Source organism: Amycolatopsis sp. NPDC051102 (genome assembly GCF_040682815.1).
Taxonomy (GTDB): Bacteria; Actinomycetota; Actinomycetes; order Mycobacteriales; family Pseudonocardiaceae; genus Amycolatopsis.
The window spans coordinates 2,160-21,090 of sequence record NZ_JBFBBT010000018.1 but is presented as its reverse complement, the minus strand read 5'-3'; the positions used below and the strand labels follow the sequence as shown (position 1 = coordinate 21,090).

Below are 18,931 nucleotides of genomic sequence, written 5' to 3'. Positions count from 1 at the left end.
GGGTGTTGCGTTTCGGGGGCGATGGTGTGAGAGGGTATGCGCTGTGATGCGGATCATCGGGCGCCCTCGCGCGCTGGTCGGGGTCGTTGCCGGTGCTCTTCTCCTCGCCGGGTGCGGCTCGGGGCCCAGCCAGGTCGGTGCCGCCGCCGTCATCGGTGACCACTCGATCTCCATCGACCGGGTGCAGGAACTGATCAACAAGGCCGTCCGCGAACAGCCGTACGCGCAGAAGCTCGCCAACGAGCACAAGCTCGACCTGGTCGGGCGGGCCGTCGTGAGCCAGCTGGTGCTGCACGAGCTCGTCACCAAGGCCGCCGAAAAGCAGGGCATCACGCCCAACTACGCCCAGATCGACGCCCAGCTGGCGAAGGATCCCCTGAACGGGCCGGTTCCCGCCGACGCGAGCAACGAGACCCAGGCGGTCAGCCAGGTCGTCGCCCGCACGCGCGACCACCGCGAGGAACTGACCGACACCTTCCTCGCCCAGGCGCTGGCCGACAAGACCGTGCCGAACGCGTCGGTCACCTTCGACTACACCTCCGTCGGCCTCGTCCCGGACGCCGCCACCGGCGCCGCAACGCAGGGCGCCGACGCGAAGAAGGCCGCCTTCGACCTCGCCCGGCAGTTCGCCGCCGACCCGGCGGCCTCGGGCAAGCGGATCGGCGCCGACGTCCAGTACCTCGCCGCGTTGCGGCAGCGGGCGACCCAGACGGGCGAGAGCCCCGAATCGGTTCCGCCGTTCGCCGGGGTCGGCGAGGCGCTGCCGGCGGCCCAGGCCGGTGCGCTGGCCGCCGGGCCGCTCTTCGGATCGCCCGTCGGCTCGGCCGTGGTCTTCCCGTTCCCCGGCAACCAGGGCGCCTGGTTCGTCGGCGTGATCCGGCAGCGCACGGACAAGCCCGTCGCCACCGAGCAGGCGCCGGACCTCGACGCCACCACGAAGACCGCGGCCGGCATGCGGCAGGCGCAGCCGCTGTTCGACGAACTCGGCGTGCGCGTCAACAAGCGGTACGGCGTGTGGGACGTCGTGGCCATGACCGTCGTGCCGAACGAGGACGCCGCGCAGGGCATCGTGCTGTCCCCGGGTGGTTCCGGTCGTACCCAGCAGTGAGCACGGGTGTCGTCGTGGTCGTCCGCGGGACGACGCTGCCGGGTGCGGCGCTCAAGATCCTGCGTGATTCCCGCGCCGTCTACGCGGCCACGGACGTCGATCCGGCCGCGTTCGGCGTCCCGGCGGTCACTGAGGCGCCGTCCCTGGTCGACGTCGTGCTGCTCGCCGGGTCCCGGGACGAGCCCGCGGCCGCGCTGCTGATCGCGACCGGCGCCGAAGTCATCGAGACGCCGGTGCCGCCCCTGGTCGAGGCCGCCGACGTGATGGACCGGCTCCGCTCGCCGGGCGGCTGCCCGTGGGACGCCGTGCAGACGCACGATTCGCTGCGGCAGTACCTGGTCGAGGAGACCTACGAGCTGCTCGACGCCATCGAGGAAGGCGACCGCGAGGCGCTGCGCGAAGAGCTCGGCGACGTCCTGCTGCAGGTGCTCTTCCACGCGCGCGTCGCGGCCGAGGACCCCACCGACCCGTTCGGCATCGACGACGTCGCCGCGGCGCTGGTCGCGAAGCTGGTCGGCCGGCACCCGAACGTCTTCGCCGGCGACGGCCAGGTGCACACGGTCGAGCACCAGAACGTCAAGTGGGAAGAGCTGAAGCAGCACGAGAAGCAACGCCGGTCCATTGTGGACGGCGTGGCGCTCGGCCAGCCCGCCGTCGCGCTGGCGGGCAAGCTGGGGCAGCGCTCCGGGCGCGCGGGCATCCCGCTCGACCTCTTCCCCGAAGGGACCGCGGCCGCCGCGCAGCTGTTCCGCATCGCGGCCACGGCGCGCCGCGCGGGTGCCGACCCCGAGGTCGAGCTGCGGGCGCTGGCGAAGCAGTTCGCGAAGGACATCCGGGCCGCCGAACAGGCCGCCCGCGACGCCGGGCTCGAGCCGACGACCCTGGAGGCCGACGGCTGGCGGAAGTTCTGGCCGACGCGTCCGATGTGACGCAGCTCACCACCGGGTGAGAACCGTTCCCCGGCATCCGGCGTCTTGCCCGGTGTGAGACAGCCACCCCCGGAGGACGCCGACGAGGAGCACCTCGTCCGGCGCACGGCCCGGGGCGACCGCGCGGCGTTCGAAGAGCTCTACCGCCGCACGTCGCCCTGGCTCGCCGTGCGCCTGCGCCGCCGGTGCGCGGACGAGCAGATCGTCGCGGAAGTCATGCAGGAGACGTACCTGGCCGTCTGGCGGGCCGCCGGCTCGTTCGCCGGTGCGGCCACGGGCGGCAGCGCGGTCGGCTGGCTGTGGACGATCGCCGCCCGCCGGCTGGTCGACGCGTTCCGGCGCCGGGCGCACCACGCGCAGCCGCCGCCGGAGGTGGTGCTCGACGTCGCGCCGGTGGCGGGCGCCGAAGACGAGTTGCTGGCGACCACGATCGGCGACGAGGTGGGGGTCGCCCTGCGCGACCTCGCCCCGGAGCTGCGGGCGGTGCTGCAGGCGATGGTGCTCGACGGGCTGACCGTCCGCGAAACCGCCGTCCTGCTGGGGCTGCCGGAAGGAACCGTCAAGACCCGCGCGCGGCGGGCGCGGATCGCGATGCGGGAGGCACTGTCATGACCCATGCGCCGGACCGGCTCATCGCCGCGTACGTGGCGGGTGACGACCTCCCGGGCGACGAGCTGTGGGGCCTCGAAGCCCACCTCGAGAAGTGCGCGCGGTGCCGGGCGCGGCTGGCCGGGATGGCGCCCGTCCAGCCGCTGGTGGACGTCGTCTGGTCGCGGATCTCGGCCGAGCTGCCGTCGTCCCCGCTCCACACGCCGCCGCGCCGCCGGCGTCACCTGCTCGCCGCCTGGATGACACCGGCGATGGCGCCGTGGCTGGCGATGATCGTGGCGGTCACCGGAGCCGCGGTGCTGCTCGACCAGGTGTGGCGCGCGGCGCTCGACGTCACGACGGTGCAGCTGTTCGCCCCGGTGCTGCCGGTGCTGGGGGTCGCGGCGTCGTGGGCGCGGGGGCTCGACCCGGCCTACGAGGTCGTCACCGCGACCCCGCGGGCCGGGCTCTACCTGGTCGTCCGGCGGACGGCGGTGGTGCTCGCCGTCGTCCTGCCGGTGCTCGCGGTGGCGGGGTGGCTGACCGGCACCGCGCCGGCCCTCTGGCTGCTGCCGAGCCTGGCCTTCACCACCGGCACGCTCGCGCTCGGCGGCCTGACCGGGGTGACCCGGGCGGCGTACGCGCTGATCGCGGTGTGGCTGGCGGTCATCGTGCTGCCGTCGTTCGCCCACCTGGGGCAGGCGGTCGCGCTCGGCACCGGCGCACTGCCGGTGTGGGCGGGGATCTTCGCGGCGACCACGGCGGTCGTCGTCCTGCGCGGGCCGGCGTTCACCCGGCTCGGCGCGAACAACTGAGTTCGTGAGGGAGGAAAGCATGCGGGCAGTGGGAGCGGCCGAGGTCGCACCGGCGGCCTACGCCTGGGAAATCCAGGCGGAGGGGCTGAAGGTGCGGGTGGGGCGGCGGAAGATGGCCGTGGACGGGCTGGACCTGTCCCTCGGCAAGGGGGTGCACGGGCTGCTGGGCCCGAACGGCGCGGGCAAGACGACGCTGATCCGGGCGCTGGCGACGGTGCTCCGGCCCGCTTCGGGGCGCCTGACGCTGCTCGGCGCCCCGGCCGGCGGTCAGGCCGGCCGCCGTGAGCTGCGCCGCCGGATCGGCTACCTGCCGCAGAACTTCGGGTACTACAAGAGGTTCACGGTCCGCGAGTTCGTCGAATACCTGGCGTGGCTGAAGGAGATGTCCAAAGAGGACATCCCGGGGGCGGTCCAGCGGGCGGTGGAGCGGGTGGGCCTGGCCGACCGCGCGGACGACCGCCTGAAGACGCTGTCCGGCGGGATGATCCGCCGGGTGGGCATCGCCCAGGCGATCGTGAACGACCCGGACATCCTCCTGCTCGACGAGCCGACGGCGGGCCTCGACCCGGCCCAGCGGGTCCGGTTCCGCGAGCTGGTCCAGCAACTGGGCCGCGACTCGTGCGTGCTGATCTCGACGCACCTGGTCGAAGACGTGGCCACGGCGTGCACGGACGTGGTGCTGTTCGCCGAGGGCAAGCTGGTCTTCAAGGGCACCCCGGCCGAGCTGGCCGAGGCGGGCACCACCGAAGACGTGGGCGACAGCCCGATCGAGCGGGGCTACTCGGCCCTGCTGAACCACGAGCCGGGCCGGGGGGCGTGGTGATCTTCCGCATCGAACTCCGGCGCTCCATCGCGCCCTGGGCCGGGCTCGCCCTGTTCCTCTTCGCGCTCGGCTTCCTCTTCCTCCTCTCCGGGCCCTGGTGGAAGGTGCCGGCGCCGTGGACCGCGCACACCACCACGACCGCGCTCTGGGTGCGGTTCCTCCTGCAGTTCCTCTGGCCCGTCGTGGTCGGGGCCGGGGCGATCCAGGGCATGCGCGACAGCCGCTCCGGCATGACCGAGCTGCTCGCCACCACGCCGCGGCCGCCGTGGCACCGCGCGATCCGGCTCGCCGCCGCCCTCGGCACGCTCACCGGGCTGGCCTACCTGCTCGTCTTCGGGGCCGGCGTCGTCGAAGTCTTCGCCCACGGCGGGTTCTTCTCCTTCGCGTTCGTGCCCGTGCTGCTCGTCGGCGTGCTCGGCGTCGTCGCCGGGGGCTGGGCCGGGCTGGCCGTCGGACGGCTGGTCCCACACCCGCTGACCGCGCCCGGGCTCGCCGTGCTGGCCCTCGTCGGGACCACCCTCTGCTGGATGTCGCTCGAACCCGACCTGGACGCCGTCCTGCCGCGCCGGCTCGGTCCGCTCGCGCCCGCGCTCGCCGAGCCGCGGGGGTCCGTGGTGACCACGACCGCGTCGCTCGACGCCGGGCAGGCCGTGTGGTTCGGCGGCCTCGCCGTCACCGCGTTCCTGCTGCTGTCGGCCGGTTCCACCCGGGCACGGCTGCTGGGCCTGCTGCCGCTCGTCGCCGGGGCTGCCGTCGCCCTGCCGCTGTTCCCCGCCGTTCCCGAAGCCGCTTTCACCACCGACAGCCACGCCGCCCGGAAGGTCTGCGACGGGCCCGTCTGCCTGGCGGAACTCCACCACGACCGGCTGGCCGCCGTCGCCGGACCGGCCCGCGAAGCGCTCGCCATGCTCGCGAAGCTGCCCGGGGCGCCGACGCGGGTCGAGGAGCAGGTCGCACCCGACTCGGTCAGCGAGCCCGCCCCGCGCGACCCGGACGTCGTCTACCTCGACTTCCAGCGCAACGACGGGCTGCGCACGGCGGACGCCGCCGATCTGCGTGCCGCGGTGCTCGCCGGCGCCGGGGTGCCGTCGTGCGTGCGGCCGAGCTCCGCCGACCTGTCCGATCTGGGCGGCCGGATGATCGCGGCCGCGTACTTCACCGGGGAGCTGAAACCGCTGCCCGAGTACGGCCGCCACTGGTTCCAGACCCAGTCCGGCCCGATCGACCGAGCCTGGGCGCAGTTCCGCGCCCTGCCCGCGGACGTCCGGTTCGCGCGGATCGTCGCGCTGCGGCAGGTCCTGCTGACCTGCCACGGCGATCCGCTCGACACGCTCGTGCCCGGAGCCCTCCGATGAGGTGGGTGACGCTGTACGCCCGCTCGCGACAGGTGCCGGCCGCCTTCGCCGCCCTGCTGGTCGTGACGGCCACAGTGTGGTTCCCGGGGCGGGACGCCTGGAACGCGGTCCTGGCCTCCTTGGCCCTGACCGCCGGCGTCGCGGTGACGGCGACCGGGCTCAGCGGCCAGGACGCCGACCTCGACCGGGCGGCCGCGCTGCCGTGGCCGGTCCGGCGGTTCGCGCACCTGGCGCTGCTCGGCGTCGTGGCCGGCGCGCTGGTGCTGGGTGTGCAGGAGCTGGGCCCGTCGCAGGTCGCCCTGGCGGTCGTGGTGCGCGACGCCGCCGGCCTGGCGGGCCTGGCGGGGCTCGCCGTCACGGCCGCCGGCGGGCACTTCGGCTGGACGCTCCCGCTGGCCTGGTGCGCGATCAGCCCGTTCGTCCCGAACGACACGTCGACGTCGAGCCGCGTCGCGGCGTGGCTGCTGCAGCCGCCGGGAACGGCGGCCGCCACCTGGACCGCGGTGGTCCTGGCGGTGACGGGCGCGGTGGCCTACACCGCCTGGGGCGGCCGCCGGGGGTGAGCCAGGCCGGGTCAGACGTTGCGGATGTTCATCACGATCTCGTAGGGCTCCTTGTCCCAGTCCTCCACGCCGAAGGCGAAGATGCGCTCCGGGCGGATCCGGATCATCGCGTCGTCGAAGTGGCCTTCCGGGAGATGGGGGAGGTGCCGCTCCGGGAAGTCGACGCCCACCAGGGCCTCGGCGTGGCCCCGGATCTCCAGGCAGCGGACCCGCCACGGGTCCGTCGAGGGCAGGTCGTCGACGACGAAGGCCACCCGGTTGTTCGTCGCCAGATTCCGGAACTTCTTGCTGCTGCGCATCCGGTGGCCGGTGACGTCGATGCTCTTCTCGTCCGGGTTGTACCGGAAGCCGACCGGGTTCACCTGGAGGGTCCCGTCCGGCTGCTGGGTCGCCAGGCGGCCCAGCGGCTGCGCGGCGAGGTAGGCGATCTCTGCATCGGTAAACATTCACGAAGTGTCGAACTTCAAGTTCCCTTGAAGTCAAGCACCTGCGCGGCGAACCGCGCGCCGATCCGGCGGTGGGCCGCGGGAGACGGGTGGAGGTCGTCCGGCAGCGGGAGTTCCGCGAAGTCCGCCTCGCCGTACAGCGCGCGGCCGTCGAGGTAGCTCAGGTGCGGGTCCGAGGTCTGCCGCTGCGCCACGATCCGGGCCAGCTCCGCCCGGATCACCTCCAGCGTCAGCTTGCCCGCCGCGCGCTCGGCCGGGTCACCGGTCGCCCGGAACCGGACCTCGCCACGGGCCAAGGCCGCGTGGTCGAAGTCGCCCGGCCCGGGCGTCTGCTCGTGGATCGGGCAGTACAGGGGCGAGACGACCACGAGCGGGGTGTCCGGGTGACCGTCGCGGATCGTGTCGAGGAACCCGTGCACCGCGGGCCCGAACGCGCGCAGCCGCATCAGGTCGGCGTTGACCACGTTGATGCCGAGCTTGACGCTGACCAGGTCGGCTGGCGTGTCGCGCAGGGCCCGCGCGGTGAACGGGTCGAGCAGCGCGCTGCCGCTGAAGCCGAGGTTCACCAGGTCGACGCCGGCCGCGGTGGCGGCGAGCGCGGGCCACGTCGTGGCGGGGCTCGCCGCGTTCGAGCCGTGGCTGATCGAGCTGCCGTGGTGCAGCCACACCCGGCCCGCGGGCACGGCCTCGACCGGCGCGTCGGTGCGCAGGGCGATGAGCTCGGTGAGCTCGTTGTGCGGCAACCAGAGCTCGACGTCCTTGGGCTGCCCGCCCAGCCCCGCGAACCGGACGACACCGGGAGAACCCGTGGTGAGCGAGGACGCGCCGGTCGCCAAGTCGACGTTCAGCGTGTTGCCGCCGTCCACGCTCGCCTGAGCGGCCAATGAGCCGTCGATCACCAGGTCGTACACGCCGTCCGGTCGCGGCGGGAGGCCGGCGTGCACCTGCTTGGTCCGCAGCGTTTCCAGCTCGACGACGTCCGCCCGGGTCCGGAACCGCAGCCGCACTCCCGCGGGCTGCGCCTCGATCATGGCGAGCCGCGGGTCGCTGTTCTGCGCCCGCGCGCGAGCCGGGAGCCGGTGGGGCACCAGGCCGCGTCCGGTGCGTTCGAGTTCGAGGGCACCGCGGACGAGGTCGGCGGTCAGGGGGATGTCGATCACGAGCGTGGCCAATCCTGCAGAAGGGAATCGAGGGCGGCGAGGATGCGGACCCAGCTCTCGGCCGCCGCGGGGGAGCTGTGGTCGAACCCGCCCTGGGTCTCGAGGCTGACGAACCCATGGAAGACGCTGCCCAGCAGCCGCACGGCGTGCGTCTCGTCCGGGCCCGTCAGGTCGTAGCCGCGAAGGATCGCGCGCATCATCTCGGCGTGCCGGGGACCGGCGCTCGCGGCGGCGGTTTCCGGATCGAGCCGCAGCTGCGCGGCGGCGTACCGGCCGGGGTGCTCGCGGGCGTAGTCGCGGTAGACGTCGGCGAAGGCGACGAGCGCGTCTCGCCCGGCCCGCCCCGCGAGCGCCGCGGCGGCCCGGTCGGCGAGCTCGTCCAGTGCCAGCAGGGCGACCTTCGTCCGCAGGTCGTGCGCGTTCTTGACGTGCGAATACAGGCTGGCGACCTGGACGCCGAGCCGCCGGGCCAGCTCCGACGGCGTCAGCCTGTCGAAGCCCGCCTCGTCGGCCAGCTCCGCGCCGGCACGCACGACGCGTTCCGTCGTCAATCCTGCTCGGACCATCAACCTTCTCCCGTTCGCCTAAAGCCAGGTTAGATCAACCTAAAGGCTTTAGGCAAGCGGGGTCAGGAGAACAGGGCGTCCGCCCAGCTCGACTGGCGGGTCACGCCCGGCGGGACCGCGAAGTGCGCGGAGCCGGTGTGCTGGACGTACTCCATCATCGCGTCCTTCGACGACAGCGCCTGCTGCATCGGCACGTACTGCTTGCGGGTGTCGCGGTTGAACGCCAGGAAGAACAGCCCCGCTTCCAGGTGCCCGACGCCGTCGGAACCGTCGACGAAGTTGTAGCCGCGGCGCAGGATCCGGACGCCGTTGAGCGCCTGGTGCGAGGCCAGCCGGACGTGCGAGTCCGCCGGGATCAGCTTCTCGCCGCCCGCCCCGCCGACGTCCAGGTCGAGCTCGTCGAACTCCGCGGTCTGGCCCAGCGGGGCGCCGGAGCCCTTCGTGCGGCCGATGATCTTCTCCTGGCCGTCGAGGGTCTCGCGGTCCCACGTCTCGATGTGCATCCGGATCCGGCGCGCCACCAGGTAGGAGCCGCCCGCCATCCACGCCTGCCCGTCGCCGGCCTCGGCCCAGACCTGGTCGCGCAGGAAGTCGGTGTCCTCGGACTTGATGTTGTTCGTGCCGTCCTTGAACCCGAACAGGTTCCGCGGCGTCTGCTGCGCCCGCGACGTCGACGAGCTGCGCCCGAAGCCGAGCTGCGACCAGCGGACCTCGGTGACGCCGAAGCCGAGGCGCACCAGGTTGCGGACCGCGTGCACCGCCACCTGCGGGTCGTCCGCGCAGGCCTGGATGCACAGGTCGCCGCCGCTGCGGGCCGGGTCGAGCTTGTCCTTCGGGAACAGCGGCAGGTCGATCAGCTGCGGCGGGCGCTTGCCCGCCAGGCCGAACCGGCCGTCGAACAGCGACGGCCCGAACCCGATGGTCAGCGTCAGGTTCGACGGCGGCAGGTCGAGCGCCTCGCCGGTGTCGCCCGGCGGGGCGAACGCGCCGCTGCCGACCGCGCCGTTCGCGACGACTTCCTGGCCCGCCGTCATCCGGCGGGCCGCGTCGGTCCACGTCTTGAGCAGCTGACGCAGCTTTTCGCGGTCCTTCGTCGTGACGTCGAGGGCCGCGAAGTGCAGGTTGGCCTGCGCCGGCGTGACGATGCCGGCCTGGTGCTCGCCGTGGAAGTCGACGGTGTTCGTCGACGCCTCGGCGCTGCCGCTCGTCGCCTTGTCGATCCCGATGCCGGCGGCGGCCCCCGCCCCGGCGAGCGCGACCCCCGCGCCGGCCAGGCCGAAGAGCTTCCGCCGCGAGACGCGCGTGCCCTCCGCTTGAATGCCCTCTGTCGACGTCACTTCGAGACAACCTCCGCAACCTTGCTCAGCGGTTCGCCCAGCGCGTCGACGGCCGAGGCGAACTCCTTGACCTGGTCCTGGGAAAGGTCGGTGTAGAGCTTGAAGCCGTCGCCGGCGCGCTGCTTGTCGAGCAGGCCCTGGACGTTCGCGAACTCCTTGTCCAAAGTGGACACCAGGGCCGGGTCCTTCGCCTGCAGCACCGGCCGCAGCGAGGTGATCGCGCCCTTCGAACCGTCCACGTTGGCCTGGAAGTCCCAGAGGTCGGTGTGCGAGAAGGCTTCTTCCTCGCCGGTGATCTTGCCGGTGGCGACCTCGTCGAGCAGGCCCTTGGCGCCGTTCGCGAGATCCAGAGCGGACAGTTCGAGGGTCTTGGTCTTGGCGACCAGGTCCTTGACGTCGGTCACCAGCTTGTCGGCGATCTGAGCGCTGTCGGGCTGCAGACCCGTCTTGAACAGGTCCTTCTCCAGCCGGTGGAAGCCGGTGAACTGCTGGTTCGGCTCGAGGTCGGCCTCGCGGACGTCGATGGCCGGGTCGAGGTCGCCGAACTTCTCGGCGACCGGCTCGATCCGCTCGTAGTAGACGCGGGTGCGCGCGTACGCGGCCTTCGCCTCGTCGACCTTGCCGGCCTTCACGAGGTCGGCGAACTTCGCCGTCTCGTCCTGCAGCGCGGTGGTGTTGTTCGCGATGTAGTCCGCGTAGCTCTTGGTGGCCTGCGCCTTCTGGGCGTTGCTGTCGTTCTGCTTGGCGGCGCCGCCGGTGACGGTGAAGTCGCCGCGGATGCCGGTGCCGGCCATGCCCGGCTTGCACGCGGTCTGGTACTTGCCGGCGTCGGCGACCTCGACGATCAGCCGCCGGTTCAGCCCGGGGGCGATGTTCTCGACCTCGCCCATGATCCGGTCGCCCTCGGCGTAGAGGTAGAACTCGGTGACCTTGGTGCCCTTGTTGGTGATCTCGAAGGTCACGTTGCCGGCGTTGGCCGTGGTGGCGGAGACCTCGCACGCGGTGTCGGACGCCGAGACCTTGATCGGGCCGCCGTCCGCCGCGGTACCCGCGGAGTCGCTCTTGCTGTCGCACGCGGCCAGCGTCACCAGCATGGCGGCGCCGGCCAGTACGGCCAGCGAGGGGGTCTTGCGCACGGTCACTCCTTCGAGGCGGCCGCGACGGCGGGCGCCGGCACGGTCTTCTTGCTGGGCTTGAGGAAGAGGGGCAGCACGACGGCGACGTAGGCGACCCAGGCGACCGCCTGCAGCACGGTCGTCTGCTGCGAGTAGTTGAAGATGCCCTTGAGCAGGGCGCCGTACCAGGACGTCTCGGGCAGCGCGCTCGACGCGTCGAACGCCAGCGTGTGGATGCCCGGCAGGAACGCGGCCTCCTGCAGGTCGTGGAGGCCGTAGCCGAGCACGCCCGCGGCGACGAAGACCAGCAGGACGCCGGTGATCGTGAAGAACTTGCCCAGGTTGAACCGGACGGCGCCCTTGTAGAGCAGCCAGGCGAGCACGACGGCGGCGGCGATGCCGATGGCGAAGCCGATCAGCGGCTGCACGGTGTCCGACTGCGCCGCCTGGACGGTCGAGTAGAAGAACACCGCGGTCTCGAGCCCTTCGCGCCCGACCGCGAGGAACGACAGCAGCAGCACGGCCGCGGGGCCGACGTCCAGCGCGTCGTCCATCTTCCCGCGCAGCTCGGCGGCGATGCTCTTCGACGCCTTGCGCATCCAGAAGATCATCGCGGTGACGAACCCGACGGCGACGATCGACAGGCTGCCGCCGAGCAGCTCCTGGTGCTCGAAGGTCAGCTGGTGGGTCGTGAAGGTGAGGACCGCGCCGACGGCGACCGACAGCAGCACCGCGGCGCCGACACCCGGCCAGACCCAGCGCAGCGCGTGGCGCCGCTCGGTCTTCACCAGGAAGGCCACCAGGATGCTGACGACCAGCGCGGCTTCCAGGCCTTCGCGCAGCCCGATCAGCGCGCTCGAGAACAACACCGGTCCGCCTCCCTGAGTTCTGCTTCCGTGATGGTTTTAGGTAAGGCTCACCTGTAAGTCCAGTGCGCGCCCGCCCGCCCGAGGCGGAGGAAACGGTCAAAAGGGACTACGGCTGGAAGTTAGGTTAGGGTAACCGCAGGTCAGGGGGCTGCGCGTCGACTCGATAACGAAATTTGTGATGTCGCTGGCAGCGGGGCGGTTTTTACCTTCCGCTTGCCTGGTCAGCCAGCCGGGGTACCCCTCTTGAGTGGCTCCGTAACCTGTTCGAGTGGCCGATACCGCTCAGCCGACCGTCACGCCTCCGTCGCCGCCCCCGGGCGGGCCGCCCAGGCGGTACCTCGGCCGGATCGCCCTCGCGCTGGGACTGGTGGTCACGGGCGTGGTCCTGCTGGTGACCATCGGTGTCCGGAACCCCGGCGCGCCGACCGCGTCACCGGCGGTGCAGCCGGCGCTCGCCATCCCCGAACAGCGTCCGCAGCCCGGCGCCGAAGCGCCGCGGGCCGGGCTCGCCGCGCCGGTCGACCGGCCGCAGGTGTCCGACCGGGCCGAGCTCGACGCGTGGGCCGCGCGCGTCGCGGACAAGACGCACCTCCCGGTGCGCGTGCTGTCGGCGTACGGCCGGGCGGAGATGTGGATGCAGCGCCAGAAGCCGACCTGCCACCTCTCGTGGGCGACGCTCGCGGGCATCGGCCGGGTGGAGACCGGGCGCGGGGAGTTCGACCTCGCGGCGATCGGCGCGGACGGGCGCGTGGCGAAGCCGGTGGTCGGGCCGCCGCTCGACGGCTCGCCGGGCGTTCCGGCGGTGCACGACAGCGACGGCGGCAAGCTCGACGGCGACAAGTCGTGGGACCACGCGATCGGCCCGATGCAGTTCCTGCCGTCGACGTGGAAGAAGTACCAGGAGCGCGCGAACGGCGACGGCGGCACCCCGGACCCGCAGAACATCGACGACTCGGCGTTCACGGCCGCCCGCTACCTGTGTTCCGGCGGCGACGACCTCGGCACGCCGGCCGGCTGGTGGCGGGCGATCCTGTTCTACAACCAGGCCGTGGCGTACGGCCAGGACGTCTTCAGTGCGGCGGACGCCTACGCGGAGGCGAGCGTCGCGCCCTGAGGGTCAGAGCTCGCGGTCGGCGACGAACGGCGTGACGGCCATCAGGACCAGCAGCAGCAAGCCGGCGTAGGCGCCCAGCGTGACGAAGATCGACATTTCCGGTTCCTCCCTGATTTCGCGTCTGGAACCAGCTTCGCCGCACGAGGGGGTGCCGGACATCGGCCGACGGGCCCGCTTCGGCCGGCCGAAAGGCTGAGGTGACCCGGGCCGTTCGGCCCTGGCCGCGTCAGGTCTCGCGCAGCGCGATGCGGGCCTTGACCTCGTTGATCGCCTCGAGGTACTCCGGCACCGGGTTCATCGCCGACGCCATCCGCATCTGCGCCAGCGCCTCGACGAACCGGCCGAGCCGCTGCAGCGTGCGGCCCAGGATGAATCGCGCGTAGTGGTCCGTCGGGTCCAGCTCCAGCACCCGGGTGAACGCCTCCTCGGCGCGCCGCAACTGGGCGGAGTGGAAGTACGCGCGCCCGGCCAGCAGGTGCACCGACGGTTTGTCCGTCTCGGATTCCAGCAGGGGCTGCAGCGCCTTCAGCGCGTCGAGCGGACGACGGCGGCCGACCAGGTCTTCGGCCTGGCGGAAGGCATGGAACCGCGACTCCTCGGGAGGCTGCGAAGCAGCTGCGGCGTCCGTCATGGTCACCCCCACGTTACCCCCGGGGAGGGGGATGCACACGCCTCCGAACGGGACGTGATGGACTGTGCCGCCATGAGCAGCCCGTACCGGGGCCTGGCGCCCTACCTGTACTACGCCGACGCCACCGAGGCGCTCGCCTGGCTGACCAGGGTCTTCGGCTTCACCGAAGAGGTCCGGTTCTGCGACGGCGCCGGCGAGGTGTTCCAGGCGACGCTGTGCGCGGGCGGAGCGCGGATCCAGATCGCCGGTGTCGGGGCGGACTACTGGCAGGCCAAGGGGGTCGACGGCCCGGTCGGCCAGCTCAACATCGTCTACGTCGACGACGTCGACGGGCACTACGAGCGGATCTCCGCCGCGCTCGGGGACGAGTGCGAACTCGACCCGCCGCAGGACCAGCCCTACGGCGCCCGGGTGTACACCGTCGCCGATCTCGGCGGCAACAGCTGGACGTTCTGGCAGCAGACTTCGGAGACCGTCGAGCTGCCGCCCGGCTGGCAGGAGGTCCGCGCGGGCGGTGAGTCCTCCAACGGGTGAACTGCGGTGAAGGCTAGGCTGGGCGCGAAACCACCGCCGACGTTCTCTTCCCCGCGGAGGCGGAATTCACCACAGGCACGACGCACCGAGGAGCATGGCGTGGCTCTCATCGAGCAGGTAGGCGCGCGCGAGATTCTGGACTCGCGCGGCAACCCGACGGTCGAGGTGGAGGTGGCTCTCGACGACGGCACCCTGGCGCGGGCCGCGGTCCCGTCGGGGGCGTCGACCGGTGAGCACGAGGCGGTCGAGCTGCGGGACGGCGACACCGGCCGCTACAACGGCAAGGGCGTCGAGCGCGCGGTCGCCGCGGTGCTCGACGAGATCGGCCCGGAGATGGTCGGCATCGAGGCCGTCGACCAGCGGATCGTCGACCAGAAGCTGGTCGACCTCGACGGCACGCCGGCGAAGTCCCGCCTCGGCGCGAACGCCATCCTCGGCGTCTCGCTGGCCGTCGCGAAGGCCGCCGCGGAGTCGGCCGAGCTGGAGCTGTTCCGCTACCTGGGCGGCCCGAACGCGCACGTGCTGCCGGTCCCGATGCTGAACATCCTCAACGGCGGTTCGCACGCGGACAGCAACGTCGACGTCCAGGAGTTCATGATCGCGCCGATCGGCGCGGAGACCTTCCGCGAGGCCCTGCGCTGGGGCGCCGAGGTCTACCACTCGCTGAAGTCGGTGCTCAAGGGCCGCGGCCTCTCGACCGGTCTCGGCGACGAAGGCGGCTTCGCGCCGAACCTGGCGAACAACCGCGAGGCGCTCGACCTGATCCTGCAGGCCATCGAGAAGGCCGGTTACACCCCGGGCCGCGATGTCGCGCTGGCCCTCGACGTCGCCGCGACGGAGTTCTTCGCCGACGGCGCGTACACCTTCGAAGGCAGCAAGCGGAGCGCGGAGCAGATGTCGGCCTACTACGCCGAACTGCTGCGCGACTACCCGCTCGTGTCCATCGAGGACCCGCTGAGCGAGGACGACTGGGACGGCTGGGTCACCCTGACCGCCGAGGTCGGCGAGAAGGTCCAGATCGTCGGCGACGACCTGTTCGTCACCAACCCGGACCGCCTGGAGGAGGGCATCACCCGCCGCGCCGCCAACGCGCTGCTGGTGAAGGTCAACCAGATCGGCACCCTGTCCGAGACGCTCGACGCGATCTCGCTGGCCACGTCGTTCGGCTACAAGTCGATGATGAGCCACCGCTCGGGCGAGACCGAGGACACGTTCATCGCGGACCTGGCGGTCGCCACCGGCGTCGGCCAGATCAAGACCGGTGCCCCGGCCCGCGGCGAGCGGATCGCCAAGTACAACCAGCTGCTGCGCATCGAGGAGACCCTCGGTGACGCCGCCCGGTACGCCGGCGAGCTGGCCTTCCCGCGGTTCAGCGCCGAGGGCTGACGCCGATGGCGGACCGGGGGAGGACACGCGGCCGCCGCGGCGGTGCCGGCGGGGCGTCGCGGGTCGGCGGCCCCACGCGGACCCGCCGCCCGGAGGCCGGGCGCGCGGGCAGCCCGGGTTCCCGGCCGCCCCGGACGGCGGACGGCGCGACGGCGGCGCGCCGCCGCACCAGCGACGCGGAGACCACCAGGGCCCGGCTGCGCCGGGGGCTGGCGGCGAAGCGTGCGTCGGGCGCGGCGAAGGTGCTCGGCATGTCCACCACCCGCCGTGCGGCGGTGGTGGCGATCGTGGTGTGCGCGCTGGCGTTCACCATCGCCGTGCCCCTGCGCACGTACCTCTCCCAGCGGACCGAGGTCCGCGAACAGCAGGCCCAGCAGGCTCAGCTGCAGCAGGAGGTCGCTCAGCTCCAAGGCCGCAAGGCGGAGCTGAGCGACCCCGCGCAGATCGAGGCCGAAGCCCGGCGGCGGCTGCGGTACGTCAAGCCGGGCGAGACGCCCTACATCGTCCAGCTGCCGGAGGACAAGGCACCGGACGCGGCCCCGCAGCCGGGACAGCAGCCGGTGGCGGGCAGCTCCTGGTACGAGAACCTCTGGAACCAGGTCTCTTCGGGCTGACCGAGGAGCACGCTCTAACCTGGAGGGCGTGAACAGCACGCAGCAGCACCGGTTCGAGCCCGTCACCGACGCCGACCGCGAGATCATCGCGGAGCAGCTCGGACGGCCGCCGCGGGCGCTGCGGGCCATCGCCGCGCGGTGCCCGAGCGGGCACCCCTCCGTCGTGCAGACCAGCCCGCGGCTGGAGAACGGCACCCCGTTCCCCACGCTCTACTACCTCACCTGCCCGAAGCTGAACTCGATGATCGGCACCATCGAGGCGTCCGGGATCATGAAGGAGATGACCGAGCGGCTCACCACCGATCCCGAACTCGCCGCGCAGTACCAGCGCACCCACGAGACCTACCTCGCCGAGCGCGACGCCATCGAGCCGCTCGGCCACCAGGTCACCGCGGGCGGCATGCCCGGCCGCGTCAAGTGCCTGCACGTGCACGTCGCGCACACCCTCGCCGTCGGGCCGGGCAGGAATCCGTTCGGTGACGAGACGCTGGCGCTGCTTAAGGCCAACGGGTGGCCTTCGGGAGACTGTGCCGCGTAACGATCGCGCGTTGTGAACAGATAACTGGTCTGGGTGAGCGAAAACCCCGATTCGGGTCTTTCGACGGGGTGAAACCTCGCCTCGGGTACGGCAGGCTGTGTCCCGAGGGTGGCGACCGATCCGGCCAGGAGGGCTCTGAGTCATGCGTGTGCGGCGGCTGCCAGACGCAGTCGGGAGTTACACCCGGAGGTTCGGGATCCGCCACCGCACCGCGTTCCCCCTGATCACCGGCATCATCGCGGTCGTCCCGGCGCTGGTCGCCGGCGGTGGCACCCTCGGCTGGCTCGGCGGCAGCGGTGACCACACCCGCGACGCCGCGCTCGGCCAGGGCTACGACCCCGGGCACGCCGCCATCCAGCAGATCGCCGTCGACGGGACCCTCCCCGGCGCACCCACCCCGCTGCCGCTCCCGGCCTACGAGCTCCCCGACGGCCCGCTCGGCATCCCGGCCACCGCGCTCAAGGCCTACCACAACGCCGCCGACATCCTCGGCCGCGAACAGCCCGCGTGCCACGTCGACTGGGCGCTGATCGCCAGCATCGGCCGGATCGAGTCCAACCACGCGCGCGGCGGGTACGTCGACGCGGCCGGGACCACCCTCGAGCCGATCCTCGGCCCGCAGCTCAACGGCCAGGGCGGGTTCGCCGCCATCCCCGACACCGACCAGGGCGCGCTCGACACGGACCCGGTGTGGGACCGCGCGGTCGGCCCGACCCAGTTCATCCCGGCGACCTGGAAGGCCTACGCCTCCGACGGCAACGGCGACGGCAAGGCCGACCCGAACAACATCTTCGACGCGGCGCTGGCCACCGGCCGCTACCTCTGCTCCGGCGGGTTCGACCTGGCGAACCCGGACCAGCTGCGCGGGGCGATCCACCGCTACAACAACTCCGACACCTACGTGAACACGGTGATCCTGTGGGCGGACGCCTACCGCAACGGGATCATGCAGGTGCCGGACAGCACGGTGCCGATCGGCGCGCCCAACGCCGCGGCCGCTCCGCCGCCGCCCGCCATCCCGCCGCCGGTCCCGACGACGACTTCTTCGGAGCCGCCGCCGACAACGACCGGCACTTCGAAGCCGCCGGTCACGTCGGAGCCGCCGTCGTGCACCAAACCGCCGACGACCACGACGGCCGTCCCGACGACGATCACGAGCTTCACGACCGTGCCGCCCCCGACCGACACCACTGGCGAGACCACCACCACACCGACGAAGACCACGCCGCCCGAACCGACGTGCGGGCAGATCGTCACGTCGGTGCCCACGTCGGTCGTCCTGGTCACGACCACGCCGCCGACGCCTACGAGCTGACGTACCCGGGCCGGTTAGGGTGATCGCATGCCTCGTGTTGCCGCGATCGACTGTGGGACCAACTCCATCCGCCTGCTCGTCGCCGAGCTGACACCCCGCCACGACGGCACGGTCGACCTGCGCGACCTGCACCGCGAGATGCGGATCGTCCGGCTCGGCCAGGGCGTCGACGCCACCGGCGAGCTGGCCCCCGAGGCGCTCGAACGCACCCGGGCCGCGCTGGCCGACTACACGGTCGCCGCGCGGCGCAAGGGCGTGGAGAAGGTGCGCATGGTGGCCACCTCCGCCACCCGCGACGCGAAGAACCGCGACGACTTCTTCCGCATGACGCGCGAGACCCTCGGCGTCGAGGCCGAAGTGATCAGCGGCGACGAAGAGGCGCGCCTGTCCTTCACCGGCGCGGTCGGGGAGCAGGACCCGGACGACGGCCCGTTCGTCGTCGTGGACGTCGGCGGTGGCTCGACCGAGCTGGTCCTCGGCACCTGGGACGGCCGGCAGGCCGAGGTGCTCGCGGCGAAGTCCGTCGACATCGGCTGCGTCCGCATCACCGAGCGCGCGCTGAAGAGCGACCCGCCGACCGCGGACGAGATCGCGGCGGCCCGCGACCTGGCGGGCAAGGTCCTCACCGAGGCGTTCGACGTCGTCGACGTGGCCCGGGCGAAGACGTGGGTGGGGGTCGCCGGCACGGTGACCACGCTGTCGGCGATCGCGCTGGGCCTGCCGGAGTACGACAGCGAGCGGGTGCACCTGTCCACATTGACCCCGGCGGACATCGACCGCCTCGCGACCGAACTGCTGCAGAGCGACCACGCCACCCGCGCGGCGAACCCGGTGATCCACCCGGGACGCGTCGACGTCATCGGCGGCGGCGCGGTAGTGGTCCAAACCATCGCGGAGCAGCTCGCGGCCCGCGGCGGACCGACCGAGCTGGTGGTCAGCGAGCACGACATCCTCGACGGTATCGCCCTCTCCCTCGCCTGACCCCGTGACTGAAGGGTCGACACGCGTGATCGAGCAGTCGACACGCGTGATTGAAGGGTCGACACGGCCAGCAAAGACGAGTAGACCTAACAAGATGAAAGGTGAGTCTTCAAACGACAGACGGTACAGCATCAAATCGCGAAC

The 18,931-nt window shown here is 72.3% G+C and carries 21 protein-coding genes; 14 read left to right on the top strand and 7 right to left on the bottom strand.

The window, feature by feature from the left end; translation table 11 throughout:
• Window positions 1–46 precede the first annotated feature (46 nt).
• Genes AB0M93_RS35585 through AB0M93_RS35555 form a run of 7 tightly spaced genes read left to right on the top strand, consistent with a single transcriptional unit; the run spans window position 47 to window position 6,181 of the window.
• Window positions 47–1,108: a SurA N-terminal domain-containing protein gene (locus AB0M93_RS35585; RefSeq protein WP_364282124.1), complete on the top strand. Its 1,062-nt coding sequence runs from the start codon at window positions 47–49 to the stop codon at window positions 1,106–1,108.
• Entirely contained in the window at window positions 1,105–2,037 is a 933-nt protein-coding gene (locus AB0M93_RS35580; RefSeq protein WP_364282121.1) for a MazG family protein, read from the top strand. Before AB0M93_RS35585 ends, AB0M93_RS35580 begins: the two co-directional genes overlap by 4 nt.
• Window positions 2,038–2,091: 54 nt before the next feature.
• Window positions 2,092–2,649, top strand: coding sequence for a sigma-70 family RNA polymerase sigma factor (locus AB0M93_RS35575; protein ID WP_364282118.1), 558 nt, complete (start codon window positions 2,092–2,094; stop codon window positions 2,647–2,649).
• The gene (locus AB0M93_RS35570; RefSeq protein WP_364282115.1) at window positions 2,646–3,440 is read left to right on the top strand and encodes a zf-HC2 domain-containing protein; all 795 of its coding nucleotides are present in this window, start codon (window positions 2,646–2,648) and stop codon (window positions 3,438–3,440) included. Before AB0M93_RS35575 ends, AB0M93_RS35570 begins: the two co-directional genes overlap by 4 nt.
• A 19-nt stretch (window positions 3,441–3,459) precedes the next feature.
• Window positions 3,460–4,263 (top strand): ABC transporter ATP-binding protein, encoded by an 804-nt coding sequence (locus AB0M93_RS35565; RefSeq protein ID WP_364282113.1) that lies wholly within the window; start codon window positions 3,460–3,462, stop codon window positions 4,261–4,263.
• A complete protein-coding gene (locus AB0M93_RS35560; protein WP_364282110.1) occupies window positions 4,260–5,618 on the top strand; it encodes a hypothetical protein in 1,359 nt (452 codons plus the stop codon). The genes AB0M93_RS35565 and AB0M93_RS35560 overlap by 4 nt, the downstream gene beginning before the upstream one ends.
• Window positions 5,615–6,181, top strand: coding sequence for a hypothetical protein (locus AB0M93_RS35555; protein ID WP_364282107.1), 567 nt, complete (start codon window positions 5,615–5,617; stop codon window positions 6,179–6,181). The genes AB0M93_RS35560 and AB0M93_RS35555 overlap by 4 nt, the downstream gene beginning before the upstream one ends.
• Before the next feature lie 11 nt (window positions 6,182–6,192).
• Here the strand turns inward: AB0M93_RS35555 and AB0M93_RS35550 are convergent, their stop codons facing one another.
• The 6 genes from AB0M93_RS35550 to efeU all read right to left on the bottom strand — a co-directional run bounded on the left by AB0M93_RS35550 (window position 6,193) and on the right by efeU (window position 11,674).
• Entirely contained in the window at window positions 6,193–6,627 is a 435-nt protein-coding gene (locus AB0M93_RS35550) for a PPOX class F420-dependent oxidoreductase (RefSeq protein WP_364282105.1), read from the bottom strand.
• Between the two features lie 17 nt (window positions 6,628–6,644).
• Window positions 6,645–7,787, bottom strand: a complete 1,143-nt coding sequence (locus AB0M93_RS35545; protein WP_364282102.1) for a GDSL-type esterase/lipase family protein — start codon at window positions 7,785–7,787, stop codon at window positions 6,645–6,647.
• Window positions 7,784–8,353: a WHG domain-containing protein gene (locus tag AB0M93_RS35540; RefSeq protein WP_364282099.1), complete on the bottom strand. Its 570-nt coding sequence runs from the start codon at window positions 8,351–8,353 to the stop codon at window positions 7,784–7,786. Before AB0M93_RS35540 ends, AB0M93_RS35545 begins: the two co-directional genes overlap by 4 nt.
• A 62-nt stretch (window positions 8,354–8,415) precedes the next feature.
• Window positions 8,416–9,690, bottom strand: coding sequence for an iron uptake transporter deferrochelatase/peroxidase subunit (gene efeB, locus AB0M93_RS35535; RefSeq protein ID WP_364282096.1), 1,275 nt, complete (start codon window positions 9,688–9,690; stop codon window positions 8,416–8,418).
• Window positions 9,687–10,832, bottom strand: a complete 1,146-nt coding sequence (efeO, locus tag AB0M93_RS35530) for an iron uptake system protein EfeO (protein ID WP_364282093.1) — start codon at window positions 10,830–10,832, stop codon at window positions 9,687–9,689. Before efeO ends, efeB begins: the two co-directional genes overlap by 4 nt.
• A complete protein-coding gene (gene efeU, locus AB0M93_RS35525; protein WP_364282090.1) occupies window positions 10,829–11,674 on the bottom strand; it encodes an iron uptake transporter permease EfeU in 846 nt (281 codons plus the stop codon). Before efeU ends, efeO begins: the two co-directional genes overlap by 4 nt.
• 367 nt (window positions 11,675–12,041) lie before the next feature.
• Here efeU and AB0M93_RS35520 point away from each other — a divergent pair, with 367 nt between their 5' ends.
• Window positions 12,042–12,788 carry a murein transglycosylase gene (locus AB0M93_RS35520; RefSeq protein WP_364282520.1) on the top strand — a complete coding sequence of 249 codons (747 nt, stop codon included), beginning with the start codon at window positions 12,042–12,044 and terminating at the stop codon, window positions 12,786–12,788.
• A 226-nt stretch (window positions 12,789–13,014) separates the two neighbouring features.
• Here the strand turns inward: AB0M93_RS35520 and AB0M93_RS35515 are convergent, their stop codons facing one another.
• Window positions 13,015–13,419 (bottom strand): tetratricopeptide repeat protein, encoded by a 405-nt coding sequence (locus AB0M93_RS35515; protein WP_364282087.1) that lies wholly within the window; start codon window positions 13,417–13,419, stop codon window positions 13,015–13,017.
• A gap of 72 nt (window positions 13,420–13,491) precedes the next feature.
• On the opposite strand from AB0M93_RS35515, the gene AB0M93_RS35510 reads away from it, so the two are divergent.
• From AB0M93_RS35510 to AB0M93_RS35485, 6 genes are all read left to right on the top strand, one after another.
• Window positions 13,492–13,953, top strand: coding sequence for a VOC family protein (locus AB0M93_RS35510; RefSeq protein ID WP_364282085.1), 462 nt, complete (start codon window positions 13,492–13,494; stop codon window positions 13,951–13,953).
• Window positions 13,954–14,052: 99 nt separating this feature from the next.
• Complete coding sequence (eno, locus tag AB0M93_RS35505; RefSeq protein WP_364282082.1) at window positions 14,053–15,339, top strand: phosphopyruvate hydratase; 1,287 nt, start codon at window positions 14,053–14,055, stop codon at window positions 15,337–15,339.
• Between the two features lie 251 nt (window positions 15,340–15,590).
• Complete coding sequence (locus AB0M93_RS35500; RefSeq protein ID WP_364282517.1) at window positions 15,591–15,953, top strand: septum formation initiator family protein; 363 nt, start codon at window positions 15,591–15,593, stop codon at window positions 15,951–15,953.
• A 28-nt stretch (window positions 15,954–15,981) separates the two neighbouring features.
• Window positions 15,982–16,491 (top strand): DUF501 domain-containing protein, encoded by a 510-nt coding sequence (locus AB0M93_RS35495; protein ID WP_364282079.1) that lies wholly within the window; start codon window positions 15,982–15,984, stop codon window positions 16,489–16,491.
• A 142-nt stretch (window positions 16,492–16,633) separates the two neighbouring features.
• Window positions 16,634–17,806: a lytic murein transglycosylase gene (locus AB0M93_RS35490; protein ID WP_364282076.1), complete on the top strand. Its 1,173-nt coding sequence runs from the start codon at window positions 16,634–16,636 to the stop codon at window positions 17,804–17,806.
• 27 nt (window positions 17,807–17,833) lie between these two features.
• Window positions 17,834–18,787 (top strand): Ppx/GppA phosphatase family protein, encoded by a 954-nt coding sequence (locus tag AB0M93_RS35485; protein WP_364282073.1) that lies wholly within the window; start codon window positions 17,834–17,836, stop codon window positions 18,785–18,787.
• Window positions 18,788–18,931: the final 144 nt, after the last annotated feature.

Bases quoted from the DNA above. Each gene is read 5' to 3' on its own strand.
- AB0M93_RS35585 (WP_364282124.1), top strand. From the start codon at position 47: ATGCGGATCATCGGGCGCCCTCGCGCGCTGGTCGGGGTCGTTGCCGGT.
- AB0M93_RS35570 (WP_364282115.1), top strand. From the start codon at position 2,646: ATGACCCATGCGCCGGACCGGCTCATCGCCGCGTACGTGGCGGGTGAC.
- AB0M93_RS35565 (WP_364282113.1), top strand. From the start codon at position 3,460: ATGCGGGCAGTGGGAGCGGCCGAGGTCGCACCGGCGGCCTACGCCTGG.
- AB0M93_RS35555 (WP_364282107.1), top strand. From the start codon at position 5,615: ATGAGGTGGGTGACGCTGTACGCCCGCTCGCGACAGGTGCCGGCCGCC.
- AB0M93_RS35550 (WP_364282105.1), bottom strand. From the start codon at position 6,627: ATGTTTACCGATGCAGAGATCGCCTACCTCGCCGCGCAGCCGCTGGGC.
- AB0M93_RS35540 (WP_364282099.1), bottom strand. From the start codon at position 8,353: ATGGTCCGAGCAGGATTGACGACGGAACGCGTCGTGCGTGCCGGCGCG.
- AB0M93_RS35515 (WP_364282087.1), bottom strand. From the start codon at position 13,419: ATGACGGACGCCGCAGCTGCTTCGCAGCCTCCCGAGGAGTCGCGGTTC.
- AB0M93_RS35510 (WP_364282085.1), top strand. From the start codon at position 13,492: ATGAGCAGCCCGTACCGGGGCCTGGCGCCCTACCTGTACTACGCCGAC.
- AB0M93_RS35500 (WP_364282517.1), top strand. From the start codon at position 15,591: ATGTCCACCACCCGCCGTGCGGCGGTGGTGGCGATCGTGGTGTGCGCG.
- AB0M93_RS35490 (WP_364282076.1), top strand. From the start codon at position 16,634: ATGCGTGTGCGGCGGCTGCCAGACGCAGTCGGGAGTTACACCCGGAGG.
- AB0M93_RS35485 (WP_364282073.1), top strand. From the start codon at position 17,834: ATGCCTCGTGTTGCCGCGATCGACTGTGGGACCAACTCCATCCGCCTG.